The 18,225-nt window shown below is 44.1% G+C and carries 15 protein-coding genes and 1 other annotated feature; of the genes, 2 read left to right on the forward strand and 13 right to left on the reverse strand.

Annotation, left to right across the window (positions count from 1 at the left end):
• Positions 1 to 60: 60 nt before the first annotated feature.
• The 13 genes from H9Q76_RS10780 to feoB form a co-directional block, all read right to left on the reverse strand.
• Positions 61 to 333, reverse strand: a complete 273-nt coding sequence (locus H9Q76_RS10780; protein WP_117781655.1) for a hypothetical protein — start codon at positions 331 to 333, stop codon at positions 61 to 63.
• 18 nt (positions 334 to 351) lie between these two features.
• Positions 352 to 1,398, reverse strand: coding sequence for an EndoU domain-containing protein (locus tag H9Q76_RS10785; protein ID WP_118671979.1), 1,047 nt, complete (start codon positions 1,396 to 1,398; stop codon positions 352 to 354).
• 288 nt (positions 1,399 to 1,686) lie between these two features.
• A complete protein-coding gene (locus H9Q76_RS10790; RefSeq protein WP_008400146.1) occupies positions 1,687 to 2,940 on the reverse strand; it encodes an ATP-binding protein in 1,254 nt (417 codons plus the stop codon).
• Between the two features lie 317 nt (positions 2,941 to 3,257).
• A complete protein-coding gene (locus tag H9Q76_RS10795; RefSeq protein ID WP_117781657.1) occupies positions 3,258 to 3,926 on the reverse strand; it encodes a hypothetical protein in 669 nt (222 codons plus the stop codon).
• Positions 3,927 to 3,973: 47 nt separating this feature from the next.
• Positions 3,974 to 4,882, reverse strand: a complete 909-nt coding sequence (locus tag H9Q76_RS10800; RefSeq protein ID WP_021985046.1) for an NAD-dependent epimerase/dehydratase family protein — start codon at positions 4,880 to 4,882, stop codon at positions 3,974 to 3,976.
• Positions 4,883 to 5,051: 169 nt separating this feature from the next.
• A complete protein-coding gene (locus H9Q76_RS10805; RefSeq protein WP_021985045.1) occupies positions 5,052 to 5,825 on the reverse strand; it encodes a sodium ion-translocating decarboxylase subunit beta in 774 nt (257 codons plus the stop codon).
• Positions 5,826 to 5,925: 100 nt separating this feature from the next.
• Entirely contained in the window at positions 5,926 to 6,726 is an 801-nt protein-coding gene (locus tag H9Q76_RS10810; RefSeq protein ID WP_021985044.1) for an SDR family NAD(P)-dependent oxidoreductase, read from the reverse strand.
• A gap of 94 nt (positions 6,727 to 6,820) precedes the next feature.
• On the reverse strand, positions 6,821 to 9,322 hold the full coding sequence (locus H9Q76_RS10815) for an ABC transporter permease (protein ID WP_249321087.1): 2,502 nt from the start codon (positions 9,320 to 9,322) through the stop codon (positions 6,821 to 6,823).
• Between the two features lies 1 nt (position 9,323).
• Positions 9,324 to 10,025, reverse strand: a complete 702-nt coding sequence (locus tag H9Q76_RS10820; protein ID WP_118734447.1) for an ABC transporter ATP-binding protein — start codon at positions 10,023 to 10,025, stop codon at positions 9,324 to 9,326.
• 186 nt (positions 10,026 to 10,211) lie between these two features.
• Positions 10,212 to 10,826 carry a TetR/AcrR family transcriptional regulator gene (locus H9Q76_RS10825; protein WP_249321089.1) on the reverse strand — a complete coding sequence of 205 codons (615 nt, stop codon included), beginning with the start codon at positions 10,824 to 10,826 and terminating at the stop codon, positions 10,212 to 10,214.
• 585 nt (positions 10,827 to 11,411) lie between these two features.
• A complete protein-coding gene (bsh, locus tag H9Q76_RS10830) occupies positions 11,412 to 12,386 on the reverse strand; it encodes a choloylglycine hydrolase (protein ID WP_021985039.1) in 975 nt (324 codons plus the stop codon).
• Between the two features lie 326 nt (positions 12,387 to 12,712).
• Entirely contained in the window at positions 12,713 to 14,401 is a 1,689-nt protein-coding gene (locus H9Q76_RS10835; RefSeq protein WP_021985038.1) for a carbon starvation CstA family protein, read from the reverse strand.
• Positions 14,402 to 14,481: 80 nt separating this feature from the next.
• Positions 14,482 to 14,779: a binding site (T-box leader), on the reverse strand.
• A 108-nt stretch (positions 14,780 to 14,887) separates the two neighbouring features.
• Positions 14,888 to 17,272 (reverse strand): ferrous iron transport protein B, encoded by a 2,385-nt coding sequence (gene feoB / locus H9Q76_RS10840; protein ID WP_249321091.1) that lies wholly within the window; start codon positions 17,270 to 17,272, stop codon positions 14,888 to 14,890.
• A gap of 283 nt (positions 17,273 to 17,555) precedes the next feature.
• Between feoB and H9Q76_RS10845 the strand changes: the two genes are divergently transcribed.
• Both H9Q76_RS10845 and H9Q76_RS10850 read left to right on the forward strand, forming a co-directional pair.
• Positions 17,556 to 17,885, forward strand: coding sequence for a hypothetical protein (locus tag H9Q76_RS10845; RefSeq protein WP_118374559.1), 330 nt, complete (start codon positions 17,556 to 17,558; stop codon positions 17,883 to 17,885).
• Positions 17,882 to 18,214: a DUF3137 domain-containing protein gene (locus tag H9Q76_RS10850; RefSeq protein WP_117781465.1), complete on the forward strand. Its 333-nt coding sequence runs from the start codon at positions 17,882 to 17,884 to the stop codon at positions 18,212 to 18,214. The genes H9Q76_RS10845 and H9Q76_RS10850 overlap by 4 nt, the downstream gene beginning before the upstream one ends.
• Positions 18,215 to 18,225: the final 11 nt, after the last annotated feature.

Here is an 18,225-nt window from a genome sequence, read left to right on the forward strand (position 1 = left end):
GCATTTGAAATTAATTCTACAAGTTGATCTTTTTTGTCCATTGGCATCCAAATCATCCCCTTACGTAACATCGGTTTTTTTCAGTTCGTTTATTAGCTCTATATCATAATCATTTGGAGCATCACTGAATGCTTTTTCTGCTAAAGTGACAGCTTCTTTTGAAATCGTAACCTCATTAGCTAAAACGTTCTCCAAAAAATTTTCAAGAGCCACCCGTTTTTCTCCATATTTCGCCAGTTCTTCAGCATCTTCCACAAGAGCATTCACAAGAGAGTCGTCATGAAATTGCATAGAGATATTTTTGAAGAACATATCATATGCGTCTTTTACCATTTTAATCTCCTCTCATAATTAGCGATTAATAGGAAAGCCAGTTACTATCCCTTCACCGCCTGGTTCAACAATCACTCTAATATCTAAACTATGGTTTTGTCCTTCAACAGTAAATCTAACTGGTCTACCATTTCTTGTGGTAAGAGGAGCGTTTGGATCTGGACCACCAATAGTTTTCGGTGCATTTCGACCACTTCCTGGACCTGTAGCTTGTTGCCAAATTGATTTTGGACTATTCGCAACATCTTCGACAGCCTTAATAGCATTATCATCGGACCAAGTATCTGGAAAAGCACTATTGCCAAATCCGCGATTTGGACCGTGCCCAGGATCATCTGGACCTTCGCCTTCACCAGGATTTATCTTTTCAATAGCGAGCAGACCAGCAGTTGTAAGTACCAATGTACCAGCAACAAAGCACGCCATATTCTGAGAAGCAGCACCTGAGAACGAAGATACCAAGCTTACCCCCATCTGGAACTTGTTGTATACATCGCTCTGATGCATTTTGTTGTTAAGTTCCGTGATTGGGTTATTAGGATCAATCATCCCCAATCCTAATGATACCATGTCAAAACCATCCATACTATTAGAAATGGCCCCGCTGATTTTAGAGGTTGTCTGGATTGCGTTTCCTAATTTAGAACCGCAGGTTATGAATTTGCCGGCGATTCCGCCTACGCCGCCCAAGGCACCACCCATTATGGCACCATCTAATGCACCTTGGGCAAATCCTTCTAGGAATGAGCCTCCTGTTAGCATACTGGTAATTCCGCCAATCAAGCCACCGGTCAAAGCACCTTTTAAAGCTCCGATAAGAATGCCAGTGCCTATACCCTGTAAGCCAGGAACACAAATGCAGACAACAGCCACTACGATTTCAATTACCAGAACGATCTCTTTCCAGTGATCTTTACACCACTGACCGACCTTTTTCAAACCTTCGCAAAATTTTTCCCAGTCGGTCTTTTCGCAGTCAGGCTTAAGATAAGAGTATTGTTTGTAAAAGTCCTTCTTAGCACGTGAGATTTCGGATGATGCCGAATTATCACGATCTACCGTCAAGTTAATAAACTCATCGACTTCTCTTTGGGTTGCTTCGAGACCCGCAATCTGCTGTTCTTGTGTCTGAGAAGAGGTTCAAAAACAGTTAACTTCTAAATCAACTGTTTTTTGAAAGGTCGTTTCATCAGATTCTTATAGCAATCCAGCAAATAATCTCATAAATAATTGTCCCAGTCGCAAATATGCACTTCGTCCGGTTTGATATTGGTCTGTCACATCACGACATTCTCCCAGCGTGTTCACTCTTTTTTGAAATAGAACAACAACACAGCAACAACTCAAATCGACTTAAAATTCCAGACTATTCGCATTCAGCAAGAAATACTTCATTCCCATGATGACAAAACCTTCATCATTTCTCCAAGGCTTTTTGCTGCCATTTACAATGACGATCTTCTTGAAAGAGTCCGGGATATTACGCAGAGAATTGAACTCCTGCGTCTGTTTTTCTTCCGAAGTCATGTCATATGCAACCTGGATATAGTATCTCTGGTTTCCTTGATTCACCACAAAGTCAACCTCCAACTGCTTGCGAACACGTTTGCCCTCTTTATCCTTATCGAAGATATCCACGACACCCACATCAACATTGTAGCCACGGATCAACAGCTCGTTATAAACAATGTTCTCCATGATATGAGTAGGCTCCTGCTGTCTGAAATTCAGACGTGCATTTCTCAGTCCCAGATCCGTAAAGTAGTATTTCAGATTTGCACCGATATACTTTCTGCCCTTAATATCGTATCGGCTTGCCTTGGAAATCAAAAAGGCATCTGTCAAATAGTCGATATGCTTGGAGATGGTTTTATTAGCATAAGTCATCTGACGCTCACTAGCAAAGGTATTGGCAATCTTTGAAGGGTTGGTCGGTGCGCCGATTGCAGATGCAAGCACATCAACCAGAATCCCAATCTCATCCACGTTCTGAATCTTATTTCTTTCAATAACATCCTTCAGATAGACATTTGCAAAGATGTTCTTCAGATAGTCCGCTTTCTGTCGTTCGCTCTGGAAACTTACGATCTGCGGCAATCCTCCGTAGATCATGTAGTCATCCCATGCATCATCATAATCGCCGTCATAGACAGAATAAAACTCTGCAAAGGAGAGAGGGTAGATTCTAATCTCATCACCTCTGCCACGGAATTCGGTCACAATGTCGCTGGACAGGAACTTGGAATTACTTCCGGTGACATACACATCAATATTGCTCATGCGGAGCAGGCTGTTCAGCACTTCCTCAAATTGTGACATAAACTGCACTTCATCAAGAAGCAGATAGTATTTGCCATCGTCTTTCATGGCATCTTTGATGTACTTGAAACACACCTTAGGATCTCTTAGTTCCTCATTTTCAATACCGTCCAATGCAATCTCAATAATATGATCAACATCAACGCCGTTCTCCAGTAAGTATCTCTTAAAGATGGTAAACAGCAAAAAGGATTTGCCACATCTACGAATGCCGGTAATCACCTTTATCATTCCATTATCTTTTCGCAGGGTCAGCTGCTGTAGGTAAGCGTCTCTTTTAATCTCCATCGTTACGCTCCCCCTTTCCGTGCATCTGCACACTTTTTAGTAATGCTATCACAGAGCGACGTGAATTTCAATATGCATTCCCATTTTATGTGCATCTACACACTTTTATGTAATGTTGATAAATATATTTTCAGATTTTTTTGATTGCAGGGGTGTCTATAATCGATTACTCCAATCGTTATTATAGGTAGACAACAAAAAGAAGATGGTTCCGATGTTTCATTAAATATGTTCGTTAGTCTTTTACGCAAAGGATTCTATCTCCTCTGCGCCCTAATGCTTTTCGGATTCAGTTCAACAAACTTGAAGTTGACTAATTATTGTGTTTTAATGATTCTATAAACTACCCCCAATTGAGCAGGGTATGTTTCTTTAATCATTCCATTAAACCATATTGTAACGATATCTCCCACCTGAACATCTTCCGCTAAATTTTCTGCCGATACATAATACTCTCCATCATTCATCTGACAAAAGCCTTCAGCTGTACTCACATGCGTTACAAGAAGTTCTCCATCATCGATAATTTCTTTTACTTTTGCATTAAAATTGATAACCTCTATTGGAATAGACGTATCATCTTTTTCAATATCTCTAAATATGATTCGTTCGTCATCAATGACTACTATGAGCTGACCTTCAGAACTCCTTTGATAATGATATCCGCTTCCGAAATTTGATTGATTATTTTCAGATGGTAACTCTGTCCCTGCCACTGTTGACACAATTTCTCCATCCATTGTTCCACAACCAGGCATTGACGCTACATATCCTGTGTCTTTATATATAACACCATCAACCATAACACATGGAGGATATGAGCCAGTATCTGCTATTTGCTCATTTTGTACTACATCATCATTTTCTTTATTTTCTGTTTCTACGGACACATTTCCAGACACAGGTTCTTTATTTTCTTGATTCGTTCCACATCCAGCCATTCCCAGCACCATACATAATACAAGCAGATAGATTACTTTTTTCATAATACATGCCTCCTTAACTTATATTTTTTAACTCTATAAACTGGAATTTAACTTTCCACTAAGTTTTCATCAATAAACTCAAAATATGGTTTCTTATTAACTTCAGTGTTATGTTCAAGATACCATTCAGCTGCATCCTTCAATCCATCTTCTAAAGTTGTAGTTTCCGAGAATATCTCGCCTTGACGAGACACATCCAAATAGTACTCATAGTTGTAAAAACTAAAATAATTTCTCTGTTCAATTTCCTCATAGACATTTACAAAAGTCGGCTTTTTTCCTAAACTCTCGTAACATTTTGTAACCCACTCTTTTATAGATACTGCTTCAGCATTACCAACATTTAAAATATGCTCCTCTGGTTTTTCCTTTATAATCACTTCCATCAACCTGCACAAATCTTTCACATGGAAAAATTGTAATTTCATATCTCCATCCTTTGGTAAATAGAATTTTCTATCTGCTAACGCACAATCAAATACAAACGCCTCTCTATAAACGTTATTCATAGGCCCATATAGGTATGGCGGTCTTAATATATACGCATCTTTCACTCTTTCAAGTAATGCCTTTTCAGCTGCTATTTTATCAGTTCCATATGTACCCCAAAAGATATTTGCGGCTTTTTCTGATTCTTCAAGAAATGGTTGAACTCCATACTCTGGATACACAGCACTTGAACTAATCATAATGTACTGTCCATAAGAACCTAATTCCTTAACAAAATCAATAATGTCTTTTTCGTTATAAGCTGTTATATCAGCCACAACATCAAAAGAGAGGTTTTTCAATATACCATTCAAATTATGTCTATCGCCTTCAATGAGTTTTACTCCCCGAACTTGTGACTTAGTATTTCTGTTAAGTACATATACTTCATAGCCCATATTCACAAAATATTCAGCTGCATACTTACTTACAAAAGTTGTTCCCCCTGTTACTAGTATCTTTTTCATAAATTCCTCCTTAGTTCTAAAAATACCGATTTGTTAACCTCTTTTTATCTCTTAAACCAATTCTATTATGTATCATATTTTATGTCAAACAAAACTCAATCTCAACCAAATAATCCCCTCCACACCAGAGCATATTTCGCTTGCTTCCGGTACAGAAGGGGATTTTGATTTAACTAAGTAACGTAATATAGATACCGGTCAGGATTGCCGTTGTGATAACGCCGCAGATATTCGCGCCGAGAGCATAATCCAGAATAAATGCTGCCGGATTTGCCTTTGCAGCAGCCTTCTGTGCAACCTTCGCCGTAGACGGCACACACGACACACCTGCGATGCCAACCGTCGGATTGAACTTTCCTTTCTTAAAGAAATATACAACATAGCCGCCAATGATGGAAACGGCTGCCGAAGAACCGGCGTCAAGCCCCATCGCACGCGCGATCGGATAGGTTGCAACCGTACCAAGCTCCGCAAAAAGCGCGATCGTCATACTGATAAATGGGTGTTCAAGCACATAACCGATATCACACAGGATACCGATTCCCATAAATACGAGACACGCGATCAATCCGTTACTGAACGTCAGGTTATAAATCGGCTGCAGGAAATTGATCTGCATGTATGTCATCAGCTCATCGGTCGTCGAAAGTAGCGGATCAATGATCAGGTTTCCGATCTGATTTTCACCGAGGAACAAAACGCCCGCATTGACCGCAGACATACCAAGTCCCATCGGCACCATGATGAGCGGCTCCAACGTTCCCTTCACGCCTAAATACACCAATAAGAATCCTAAAAAGATCAACACGACTCTCGCAATCGCAATCTGTGGTGACTGCGCAAACATTGTACCGATACCCTGGAAAAGATCTAAGATACTGCGCACAGAATACTTAAGGCTGCAATTAAAATTGCCACAATAATTCGCTTGTGATCTGCACATCGTCTCATACTTAACTCCTCGTTGGAACTCGTTTCTTCAATGGCAAATCATAGCGAATTATGTGGCAACTGTTAATTTCTATTTTACTTTTTTTAACCGTTTATGGTCTCTGACCAAGCGCTCCCTCTAATGTCAGTGTCTCACCGCTCATATACTTGAAATCCGGTGACGCAAGCTGTACACAGACACGTCCGATTTCCTTTTCTACATCCCCAAAATGTCCCATCGGCGGTGTGTGGACATTTGCCTTAAATGCATCCGGATATGCTTTCTCGAAATTCTCAAGCTGTGCAGTCCATGCAAGCGGACATACCACATTCGCATTGATGCCATCGGCAGCCCACTCGGTTGCTGCGACTCTCGTCAGTCCACGGATGCCTTCCTTCGCTGCAGCGTAAGCGCACTGTCCGAAGTTTCCGAACAAGCCTGCGCCCGATGCAAAATTGATCACGGAGCCCTTCGTCTCCTTCAGATATGGATAGCATGCTTTCATATAATAAAATGCTGCATACAATCCGGAATAAATCGCAAGGTCAAACTGTGCGGTTGTATGATCGGCGATCGTCACACCGGAAGCAGAAGCCTGCGCGTTGTTGATCAGTACATCAATTCTTCCAAATGTATCGATCGTCTGCTTTACAACATTTGCCACGACTGCCTCGTTGTCAGAGCCGGCGCTTACATCTGCCTGTACCGGAAGCACCTTCACGCCATATTTGCGTTCGATTTCTTCTTTTGCATCGTCAAGTTTCTGCACGTTCCGTCCGGTCAGGACAAGGTTTGCCCCTTCCTTCGCATAGGCAGTTGCGATTCCATATCCAATCGAACCGCAGCTTCCGTCGCTCAAAACCGCGCGTCCGCCACCTGTGATAATTGCTACTTTACCTTCTAAAAATCCCATGTCATAATCCCCTTTCGTATCATAATTCAGATATGTATATTGTACCAAAAAAACGCATGCTTCTCAATGAGGATACATGCGTTTTTTTCTCATTTTACTCGCGATTCTTCAGCACTTCGGCCGGTAGCATCTGCTTGATTTTCCGCACAAGTAAATGATTGATAATGAAATACAATACAAGTACACCTGCGAACATCGCCAGATACAGCCATGCCGGAAAGGACTTGTCGACACCACACGCAATGTTCGGCACGAACTGCGGCTCGTACGTCGCATCAAGCAGTACCTTCGCAAGCGGAATCGAAACAAGCGCACCGATCAAAACGATATAGAAGTTTCCATCCAGATACATCTTTTTCACTTCCTTGTTCCGGTAACCGAAGATCTTGATCAGCGCAATGCTGAACGAAGAACGATCGATCATAACCTTCATCATCAGGTACAGGACAATGGCAAAGATCAAGGCAGATACAGCACCGATCGTAATGATCATCGACCGCATCTGGTCGGAGAAGATTCCGGCTGCTTTCTTCACGTCGTCACGTGTCAGCGTCGAATACAGACGTCCACCCTCGACACCCAGATCATGATCTGCAAATACGACATTGTAATAATCCTCCTGCTCGCCGAACAGATCAAGTGCCTTATCATATGGAAGGAACACCATGAAGCTTGGGGCATACTGTGTCACTGCCTCAATCTCAAATGCGTAGATCTTTCCGTTTTCCTCATCCTTCAGGGTGATCACATCCCCCTTTTTCAATCCATATTTGTAAGAAATGGATGAGCTGATTGTTACCTTATCTGCAGAATCAGATAGTATCACATCAAAGAACGGATTGTTCTCCTTGATGCCAAGCACTGTTACATCGAAGTTATATCCATAGATTTCCTTCTTCAACGTCTTGGCATAAGCTTCATAGCCGCCATCCGGCACTTGTTCGGCTGGATATTTATAGGTATACATATATTCAAATTTCGTATCTGCGACATAATCGTCCTGTACAGCATGACAATATGTATAAATCTCCATGGACATTACCAAAAGCAGGATACTTACAAACATACCAAATACAACGGTAAGTGCCGTCCGTCTCTCACGCAGGATCTGACGGATACGGAACAACTTCATGAACTTCATGTTGCCGAGCTTCACATCCTTGCCCTTTGCGGCCTTCTGCTCATTTTTCAGAAGGATAAGCACCGGACGGGACAGGCGCTTACGGATAACCAGGCTCGTCACGATCAGACATATGATTGGCGGAATCACAACACCATATATGATTGTATATGGCAGTACCTGCACCGCTATATCCGGCAGAGAATAATAATTATATGCATCCTGCATCTGATACCACACGCCAATCCTTGTGTAAGCAAGTGCTGTTCCAATCGCACCTCCGATCAGGGAAATCAAAGTCGGAAGCAGGATATAATGCTTCATCAGATCCTTTCGCTTTACACCGAGTGCATAGAGGGCTCCGATCACGGCACTCTCCTGATCGATAGAATGTACCACGAATACAGAAAGTACATAAGCGATCAACACAAGGAGCAGAACGCCCGCGATCATTCCAATTGTCTTGTTCATCTCCACATCATCGCCCGCTGCATGGATACGCACATTGTCCTCTGCAGTTACAAAGGAAAGCAGGTTATCGGCATCGGCAGTGAAGATCTCATCAAGCATATCCTCTGTCTCATCCTTCAATTCCTGCACGCCATCCTGTACATCAGATGCACCGTCGGCTGCGTTCTGAAGAGCGGGGTTATTGTCTGTCAGCTCAGAAAGTCCTTCAGCAAGCTCCTTTGCACCGTCAGCAAGCTCATTAATTCCATCGCGAAATTCCTCTTCCCTGCCGAGCGTCCGGTCCCAATACTCCTGAAAATACACATCATCCACATCGTCGGATGAGAAGGAAAGCTTCTTTAACTCTGCCTTTAATTCATCATCGGTCATCGCATCATTTAACTTATATGCATAATAATATTCCTCAGACTTCGCGCTCTTGCCTTCCTTTTGTAGTGTCGTGTACGCCTCATCTGTCACAAATGCCAAGCCGAAATTCAGGCTGTCACAGCTTGTGTCACTGAGTGATTTCAATGGGCTGTCGTAATCCGGCACCGTGCCGATACCGCTTACTTTATATGTGCGGTCACCAAGAACAATTGTATCTCCCACGTGTATATCATTTTTCTCCGCATATTGCCGCTCAAGAACAAGCTCATCGTCTGCCTGTGCGAGCTTACCCGCGCAAATCGCAATCGTATTGATTTCGGTACGATTGCGGAATACTCGAATTGTCTTATCCCCATCGACAGCATAATCTAAGAAAAACATTTTCTCCAATGTAATTCCCTTATCCGTCAGTGCGTCCCACTCGCTCTCCTTCATCGGAACAAAGAGGGAAAACTGACCATCTTCGACGTTCTGCTTCTCCGCCTCGGTTGTTGTGCCACGCATAACCGTCTCTGCTGCTCCAACAACACTCACAACCATGTACATGCTGAGAATCAACAAAAATGCGAGTGCCAGATAACGCGGCAGGTTCTCTTTGAAATCTCTGAAAATTCTTTTGCGTAATACTTTCTGCATCTTACAAATCCTCCAATTCTGCTGCCGGCACCTTCGTTTCATTGTTATAATTTTTCTTGATCTGTCCGTCCTTCAGGACGATTACCTGATCAACCATATCCTTGATTGCGTTGTTATGTGTGACGATGATCATCGTTGTGCCATACTGCGCATTGATCTTCTCTAACAAAATGAGGATATCCCGGGAAGTTCTTGAATCCAGTGCTCCAGTTGGCTCATCGCAGAGCAGAAGCTTCGGATTCTTGATGAGTGCACGGGCAATCGCGCAACGCTGCTGCTGTCCACCGGACAACTGCGATGGGAATTTGTTCTGATGCTCGGTGAGTCCAAGCACATCCAGAAGCTCATCCATATCTAACGGCTGATCAGTCAGATATTCGCATACCTGAATATTCTCGCGCACGGTAAGGTTCGGAACCAGATTGTAAAACTGAAAGATAAATCCAAGATAATCTCTACGATAATCAGAGAGCGCATCCATTTTAAGTCCTACCATCTCCTGTCCGTCGACCTGAATCGAACCGGAATCTACCACATCCAGTCCACCGATACAGTTTAACAATGTGGATTTACCGGAACCACTCGTTCCCTGAATCACGCACATCTTTCCCTTCTCGACACCAACCGACACGCCTTTCAATACCTGCATATAACTGCCACCCTCACCGTAGCTTTTCTTTACATCTGATACCTCTACATACATCCTATTGATCCTCCTTGTGTTTTCTTTTTATTTTATTTGTATCTTCTTTGTCGCATAACAGTGTTATGTTTTGATTGCATTAAGCTGAAAGATTTTTTACCTAAGATTGCTAACGACATAACATCGTTATGTCGTCGTCTTATAAAAAGCTATGCAACATATTAATGCATACATAGCTGATTTTCTTTATTGCTTTTGAAACATGGCGTTCCATCCACCCAGCAGATAGTTCATAACCTGTTCCATATGCTTCAACGCCTTCTGCTCATCCTTCTCATGCAGCAGTAAGTGAGAAAATGCATTGATCTGTACATGTGCCACCCAATGCAACGTATATTCATCCGGTGATTCCACGCCCAACACTTTCGCCTGTTCTGCTGCAAAGACCTGATATCCATTCTCCATAATTGCCACGAATTCATCGATGCAATTTTCAAACCGAGACCCCTGGCTCTTCGTCAAAATCAAGGTAAACATATCATAGTTCGCATATAGAAGATGGATAATCTGCGTACTTGCAAACATATCATCCTGCATGTTATCTTCCCTTGCATCCGGAAACTGTTGCAGTTCCATGAGTTCCTGACGCATATGCTGTTGCAGCATGTGCTTTAGCTTTTCCAAAACCGGCTCCACTATTGCCGCAAACAAATCTTCCTTATCCTGAAAGAAGAAATATAATGCACCGGTTGTCACCCCGGCATTCTTACAGATTGATCGAAGCGAGGCTCCCTGATATCCTTTTTCCAAGAATTCCTGCTTGGCACTCGCCAACAGCAACTCCCTTGTTTCCTTTTCCACTTTTCTTGCTCCTTTTCGCTCCATCCTGATACAGGCTTCGCCTGTAGGAGGCTCCTCGGGTATCGCCCCATCACTTCGTGATGCGGCAGGTCGTCGCCTCCATCTTAATACAGGCTTCGCCTGTAGGAGGCTCCTTACATAACACCGTTATGTTAACGTATATTGCGCCAACTGTCAACCCTTATTTTTTAATTTGGGGGATTTCCCCGATTTTCCAACTTTTCCCCCAACCCACTTGCTTCCCAACAGCTTCCGGTTGGGGGATTTTCCCGATTTCTCAACTTTTCCCCCAACCCACTTGTTTCCCTTTAGCTTCCGGTTGGGGGATTTTCCCGATTTCTCAACTTTTCCCCCAACACGCTTGCTTCTCAGCTGCTTCCGGTTGGGGAATTTTCCCAATTTTCCAACTTTTCCCCCAACACGCTTGCTTCCCAATAGCTTCCGGTTGGGGGATTTTTCCGATTTCTCAACTTTTCCCCCAATTTACCACTCAAACTAACATAAAAAAGCAGCCGACTTTCATCGACTGCCTAAATCCCTAGCTGCTGCAAAAAGCAAACTATTTCATTATTTTATCCACACTTCTTAATTCACCACACGAATCTGCTCTTCGTTGATCAGCGGATACCGTCGAAGTGTATCTCCATCCAGATTCTCCCGGTGCATATCCACCGCCTGAATCTGATGATTCTCATAAGTTGTATAATAATAGATTCCCTTGTCCGCATTGACACAGGACGTATAAATCGTAATCTCATACTTCCCAGGTTCCACCTCACAACAGCCACGCTGCTGCTCTACCGAACCTAAGATATGGAAGAACTGGCTCACGCTCTCCGCCTCTGACTCTCCGGAGATTGCATGCATCTTCGTAAATGCGACCTTCGCAAACCGCGACGCCGACGAAAGATCGCCCGGAAGTCCAAGTCCACCCATGCCTCGACTATATGTCGCAAGCGGCAGCTCCTTCGCAAAGTGATTTTCCGGCTGGCTTGGTGATACATGCATGTAATTGTTCAGCATGAACATCTGCACCGGAAATGGCGGATTGTTGGTCAGCACTCCAACCGGATTGTCATAGACATGCAAGCCATCTTCCACACATTCTACCACAATTGCGGCATCCTTATCTGCAATCATCCAATGCAGCGATGCACATGGCAGCTTCTCACTATACGGCGTTCCAACGAGATTCATCTTCTCCAACACTTTGCGTGCTTCGAGCACCGTTGCACACTGACTTAAAATCCATGGGATAAACTCAAACTGTGCCACATTCTCACGCCCTGCCTGCACGTCCTGATACTTCGCATTCCCAACGAAATTCAAGCCCGCCATACCAAGTCCCTTCTCATTTACTGCATCATAGTAGAGCGGATAATCGTCTGCCACATACGCCATACCGATCATAGCATAATGTGTCTTCACTTCACTCATGTGCCGGAACCGGAAACAGAAATTCCGCGGTGTCACCGTCACCTCATCGCCATACGAAAACTCATAATCAAGCGTCCGTCCAAAATAAAAATCCTTCGTCTTATACGTCGCTGCTGTACACATCCTGTATCTCCTTCCAAAGTCAAAAATTTGTTATTACGAAACCTATTTGTAAATATCGTACGTATATAAACATATCAGATTTGTGGAATATAGATATGTTTGGAACATAGAAGTACTTGATGTTCTGTAAATATCCAGCAATGTTTGAACACGATGTTCAAACAAGCCGCCGCTGAGCCATGGACGGCGAATCGGCGGCGGTTGCGTCCGTTATCAAAACTTATATCAGAACATCTTTAGTACTTCTTAGTTTCAATACATCCTATATTATACAAATCTGATATGTAATATACGTACGATTTTTGTTATATTATTTCGTAATTCTCCTAATTTTCAGCCTCTGCTTTCTTCGTGAACAGCTTCTTCAGACAACTAAATGCAACCAGCACACCAAGTACCATCAGCAGGATTGCGACGATAAACTGCAGTCCATCGACGAGCATTGTTGCATTTCCGCCGGCGATGTTCTTTACAAGTGCGATTGTCTTCTGTACCAATGCAGTAAATGTTACGGCAAGCATGATGAACATTGGTGCGTACAGTGTCCAGCCGGTTCTTCCGGTTGTCTTCAAGAATACTGCAAGCGCAATCAATACAAGCGCTGCAAGCAACTGGTTTGCAGAACCAAACAAAGGCCATACATTAGTATATCCACCAAGTGTCAGTAAATATCCAAAGAATAATGTTACCACAGTTGCGAAATATTTGTTAGTCAAAATTTTCTGCCATACAGGCATCTTGGATGTATCGGTTGTATCGCCGAGGAACAGCTCCTGGAAAGACATACGACCGATACGCGCAACGGAATCAAGCGATGTCAGTGCAAGTGCAGATACACACATTGTCATAAATACAGTTGCGAGCTGAACCGGCAGACCAAGCTTCTCCAGGAATCCTGCAACACCACTGGAGAAGATTGCAAATGGTGTTCCCTCCGGCTTCGTACCATTGACTGCAACAGCACCAACAACAACCAACGCGATGATACCAAGCAAGGACTCTACAATCATGGCACCATAACCAACCATCGGCATATCCTTCTCGTTCCGGATCGTCTTTGATGATGTACCGGAAGATACCAGACTGTGGAATCCGGAAACGGCACCACAGGCAATCGTGACAAACAATGTTGGGAACAGATAATTTCCACCGACATTAAATCCGTTATATGCATTGAGCTGCATCGTTGGATGTGCTACGACAACACCGACAACCGCACCGATGATCATGCCAAGCAGCATGAATGTCGTCATGTAATCACGTGGCTGCATCAGTAACCACATTGGCATAACCGATGCAAGGAACAGATATGCCATAACAATGTAGATCCATGCACTCTTTGTAGCATACCATGGAAAATGCATACCAAGCGCAAACATACCTACCAAAAGTGCGATTGCAATGACAGCTCTGACGCCCTCATTCATATTCTTTACATGTTTCTGAATTACACCAAATACAATTGCTGCTACGATAAACAACATAGAGATAGAAGCGGCGGATGCATTTGCGTAGCTTGTCTCCTTCGCCATATCTGCAACACCCTTACCAACAAAGGTTCCGGCTACCATATCCGTAAATGCTGCGATAACAAGCAATGTGAACAACCAGCAAAACAGCATAAAAAGCTTTCTTCCTGCCTTACCGATATACTTCTCGATGATCATACCCATCGATTTTCCTTCGTTCTTCACAGATGCATACAAAGCACCGAAATCCTGTACGGCTCCAAAGAACAATCCACCGATCAACAGCCAGAGCAATACCGGCACCCAGCCGAATACAGATGCAAGGATTGGTCCGGTTACAGGGCCTGCACCTGCAATGGATGAAAACTGATGTGAAAATACCGTGAATTTGGATGATGGAACATAGTCTTCTCCATCCTCGTACTTCACTGCCGGAGTTTCAGCTTTCGGATCAAGTCCCCATTTCTTTGCAAGCCATCTGCCATAGAAAAGATAGCCCGCGAACAACACTACAATTCCGATTAAAACAATTACTAAACCATTCATACTTCCTCACCCGCCACGCGGCGGCTCCCTTCTGAATATTTTTGTTACAAAGAGTAAACACATAAAAAACCTCCGTCTTATATAAAGACGAAGGTTTAAACTTCCGCGTTACCACTTTATTTGCCGCATATGCGACCACTCATTCTTATCTTACAGACCGCATATCGATATATTTGCATCTTTTGCATCATCTCAACATGTCATCTGTGAAATAAGCTTCTATGTAACGGTAGAAAACCGGTGACACCTAATGTCCTTCTAGGAATTCAGTGCACTGCTCGCAGAGGATAATTCCCGAAATCCTACACTGTCTCACACCAGCCGACAGCTCTCTGAAGTATTTCCTTTCGAAAACCTTGTTCTGTTCTCAGCATTTGCTCTTTGTTTACCGACATACTAGTCCTATTAAAAACGAATGTCAAGTACTTTTTTGAATTTTTTTCGCAATCAAAACTTCATTTATGCTTTGATTTATGAAGCAACCATTTATACCACGCCGAATGCTAATCCAACTGCGTGCACCAGAAATGCAACAACCCATGCGATGAGACACTGCGCAATAACCGTGATCACTGCCGCTTTTGTGCCGCCCATTTCCCGCTTCACAGTAGCAATCGCAGCCACACATGGTGTATAAAGCAGCGTAAAGATCAGGAATACCATTGCCGTAAACGGAGTAAATAACGTTGCCACGCTCGTCACATCACCACCGAGCAGAACCGTAAGCGTTGATACCACGCTCTCTTTTGCGGTAAATCCTGTAATCAGCGCCGTTGATACTCTCCAGTCACCGAATCCAAGGGGCTTGAAGATTGGAGCAATCAGGCTTCCGATTAAGGCAAGCATACTCTGGTCTGCCGACGCAGCTACGTTGAACCGCAGATCGAAGGTCTGCAGGAACCAGATAATGATCGAGGCAAGGAAGATAATCGTAAATGCTTTCTGGATAAATCCCTTTGCCTTCTCCCAGATCAGGTGCAGCACGCTTTTGGCAGACGGCAGCCGGTAGTTCGGCAATTCCATCACGAAAGGAACCGGCTCACCCTTGAATTTCGTCATCTTCAGAATCAGTGCGTAGATCACTGCACACACGATTCCGATCAGATAAAGTCCGACCATCGCAAACACACGATACTGCCGTTGCACAAATGCACTGATCATAAGTGTATAGATTGGCAGCTTCGCACTACAGCTCATAAATGGCGTCAGCAGGATCGTCATCTTCCGGTCACGTTCACTCGAGAGTGTCCGTGTCGCCATGATCGCAGGCACGGAACATCCAAATCCAATCAGCATCGGCACGAAGCTTCTGCCCGATAATCCGATCTTACGAAGCGGTTTATCCATGACAAATGCAACCCGCGCCATATATCCGGTATCTTCCAGAATCGACAGGAAGAAAAACAGGATCACAATCGTTGGCAGAAAACTGATGACACTTCCGACACCCTGACAGATACCATCCACCACAAGAGAACGTACCACCGGATTAATCTGCGCAACGATAAGTCCCTTGTCGATCCATCCAATGACCGCATCAACGCCAAGCGCCATCACATCGGACAACCACGCACCAAGCAGGCTGAAGGTCATGGCAAAAACAATCGCCATAATCCCGATGAAGCACGGAATCGCTGTGTATTTTCCTGTCAGAAGCTTATCTATCTTTACGCTTCTCCGGTGTTCTTTACTCTCATGCGGACGCACAACCGTCTTCTCGCACAATCTCCCGATAAACTGAAACCGCATATCGGCGATTGCCGCTTCCCGGTCAAGCCCGGTTTCCTTCTCCATGACCGACACGATCTGCTCAAATGCTTCCTTCTTATCTTCTGCAAGCTGCAGTGCATCCTCGATCGGTGTATCCTTCTCAATCAGCTTTGTTGCAGCAAACCGCACAGGAAGATCGGCTTCCTTCGCATCATTTTCAATCATATGCGCAACCGCATGGATACAGCGATGCACCGCTCCAACCGGATCTTTGTCATCCTTACTGTCCGGGCAGAAATCAATTCTTCCCGGCGGTTCATGGTATCTTGCCACATGCATGGCATGGCTTACCAGTTCGTCGATACCTTCATTCTTCGCAGCCGAGATTGGCACCACCGGAATTCCAAGTATCTGCTCGAGCTCATTGACACGGATCGTACCACCGTTCGCCCGTACCTCATCCATCATATTCAGTGCAAGCACCATCGGGATTCCAAGCTCCATCAGCTGCATCGTCAGACACAGATTCCGTTCTAAGTTCGACGCATCCACAATATTGATAATGCCGCTTGGCTTACCTTCAATCAGGAATTCCCGCGTCACAATCTCCTCGCTTGAATACGGGGAAAGCGAATATATACCAGGCAGATCTGTCACTGTTGCCTCCGGATGATTCCGGATCGTACCATCCTTCCGGTCAACCGTCACACCGGGGAAATTCCCGACATGCTGATTGGCGCCGGTCAGCTGGTTAAACAGTGTCGTCTTGCCACAGTTCTGATTGCCGGCAAGCGCAAATGTCAGCTTACCGCCCTTCGGAACAGCCGTCTTCTCGTCATGTACATGAGTGGGATCCGCCTGTCCTAACTCACCAACTCCCGGGTGTTCAATCGACTCATAACGCACATTCTGTTTTGGCGCCTCCGCTTCCTTTTCATGCACATGATCCACATCTATTTTCTGTGCCTCACTCAAGCGCAGCGTAAGCTCATATCCGCGCACCTTCATCTGTACCGGGTCACCCATCGGTGCAATCTTCTGCAGAGTGACTTCCGTTCCCGGCGTCAGTCCCATATCCAGAAGATGATGCCGCAAGGCACCTTCTCCGCCGACCGCCGTGATATAAGCACTCTGCCCCGGCTGTAATTCATCCATTGTCATCTATCATCATCTCCATCTCAAACATCTCTTATATTTCTACATATTTTACAATCCAAATTACATAATACAACTGAATAACCATCAACGCAAACATTATTACAGGCAGAACAAAAAATAATACAGCATCCGACCGGTCAGTTCCATTGCATTCATCGTTTTTTCCATGTATAATAATGCAAAATATTACAAAATAAGTGGGGGGTGTACATTATGGATTCAAAACTATCCGATTCACAGATTATATCACAGATTTCTGGTCGTACTCGGAAAGTCTGTAAATGCATTGGAACGGAAAATCAAATCTCTGACCGGTGAATACCTTGTCAAAGGCGTGCTTGCAGAGAAGGTACAGGTTGAAAAATACGCACCAAATGAGTATATCAACCCGGACTTCGTGAAAAACTGCAACATTCTTCCAAACTACGATCGTATCTCCGGCTCGGATTATGTATCCGGTACTTATCGCGGGGTTCCGTTTACCTTCTGCGATCTGCATCTGCAGTATAAGGATACCTACCGGGATAAAAACGGACGGAAAAGAACCCGCTACCACGCAAAGAAAATGGTTTTCTCTCCGGTATCGTCAGCGGTGCGGCAGAATTTCTCGGCATGAGCCAGAACAAAGTTGAGATGGAGAGCGATCCATTCAACCAGCAGTTCAAGGTAATCACTTCCGATGACGAGCTTGCCTTCTATATTCTCACGCCACAATTCATGGAACATATTGTTGCTGCAGATGAGAAGGTCGACGGCTACACGAAGATTGAATTTGAGAACAGCAGAGTCACGCTGGCACTAAATAACGGGAAAAATTCTTTCGAACTCACAAAGACACTTTGGAGCAAATCCCGTCTGGATGAAACCAGATTGCGGTTCCGCTATGAGCTTAATTCGATATTGAGTATTGTCGACGAAATGTTAACGAAAGAGAATTTGTTTTAGGAGGTATCACA

It is taken from the genome of Wujia chipingensis, from assembly GCF_014337155.1.
GTDB classification, from domain to species: domain Bacteria; phylum Bacillota; class Clostridia; order Lachnospirales; family Lachnospiraceae; genus Coprococcus_C; species Coprococcus_C hominis.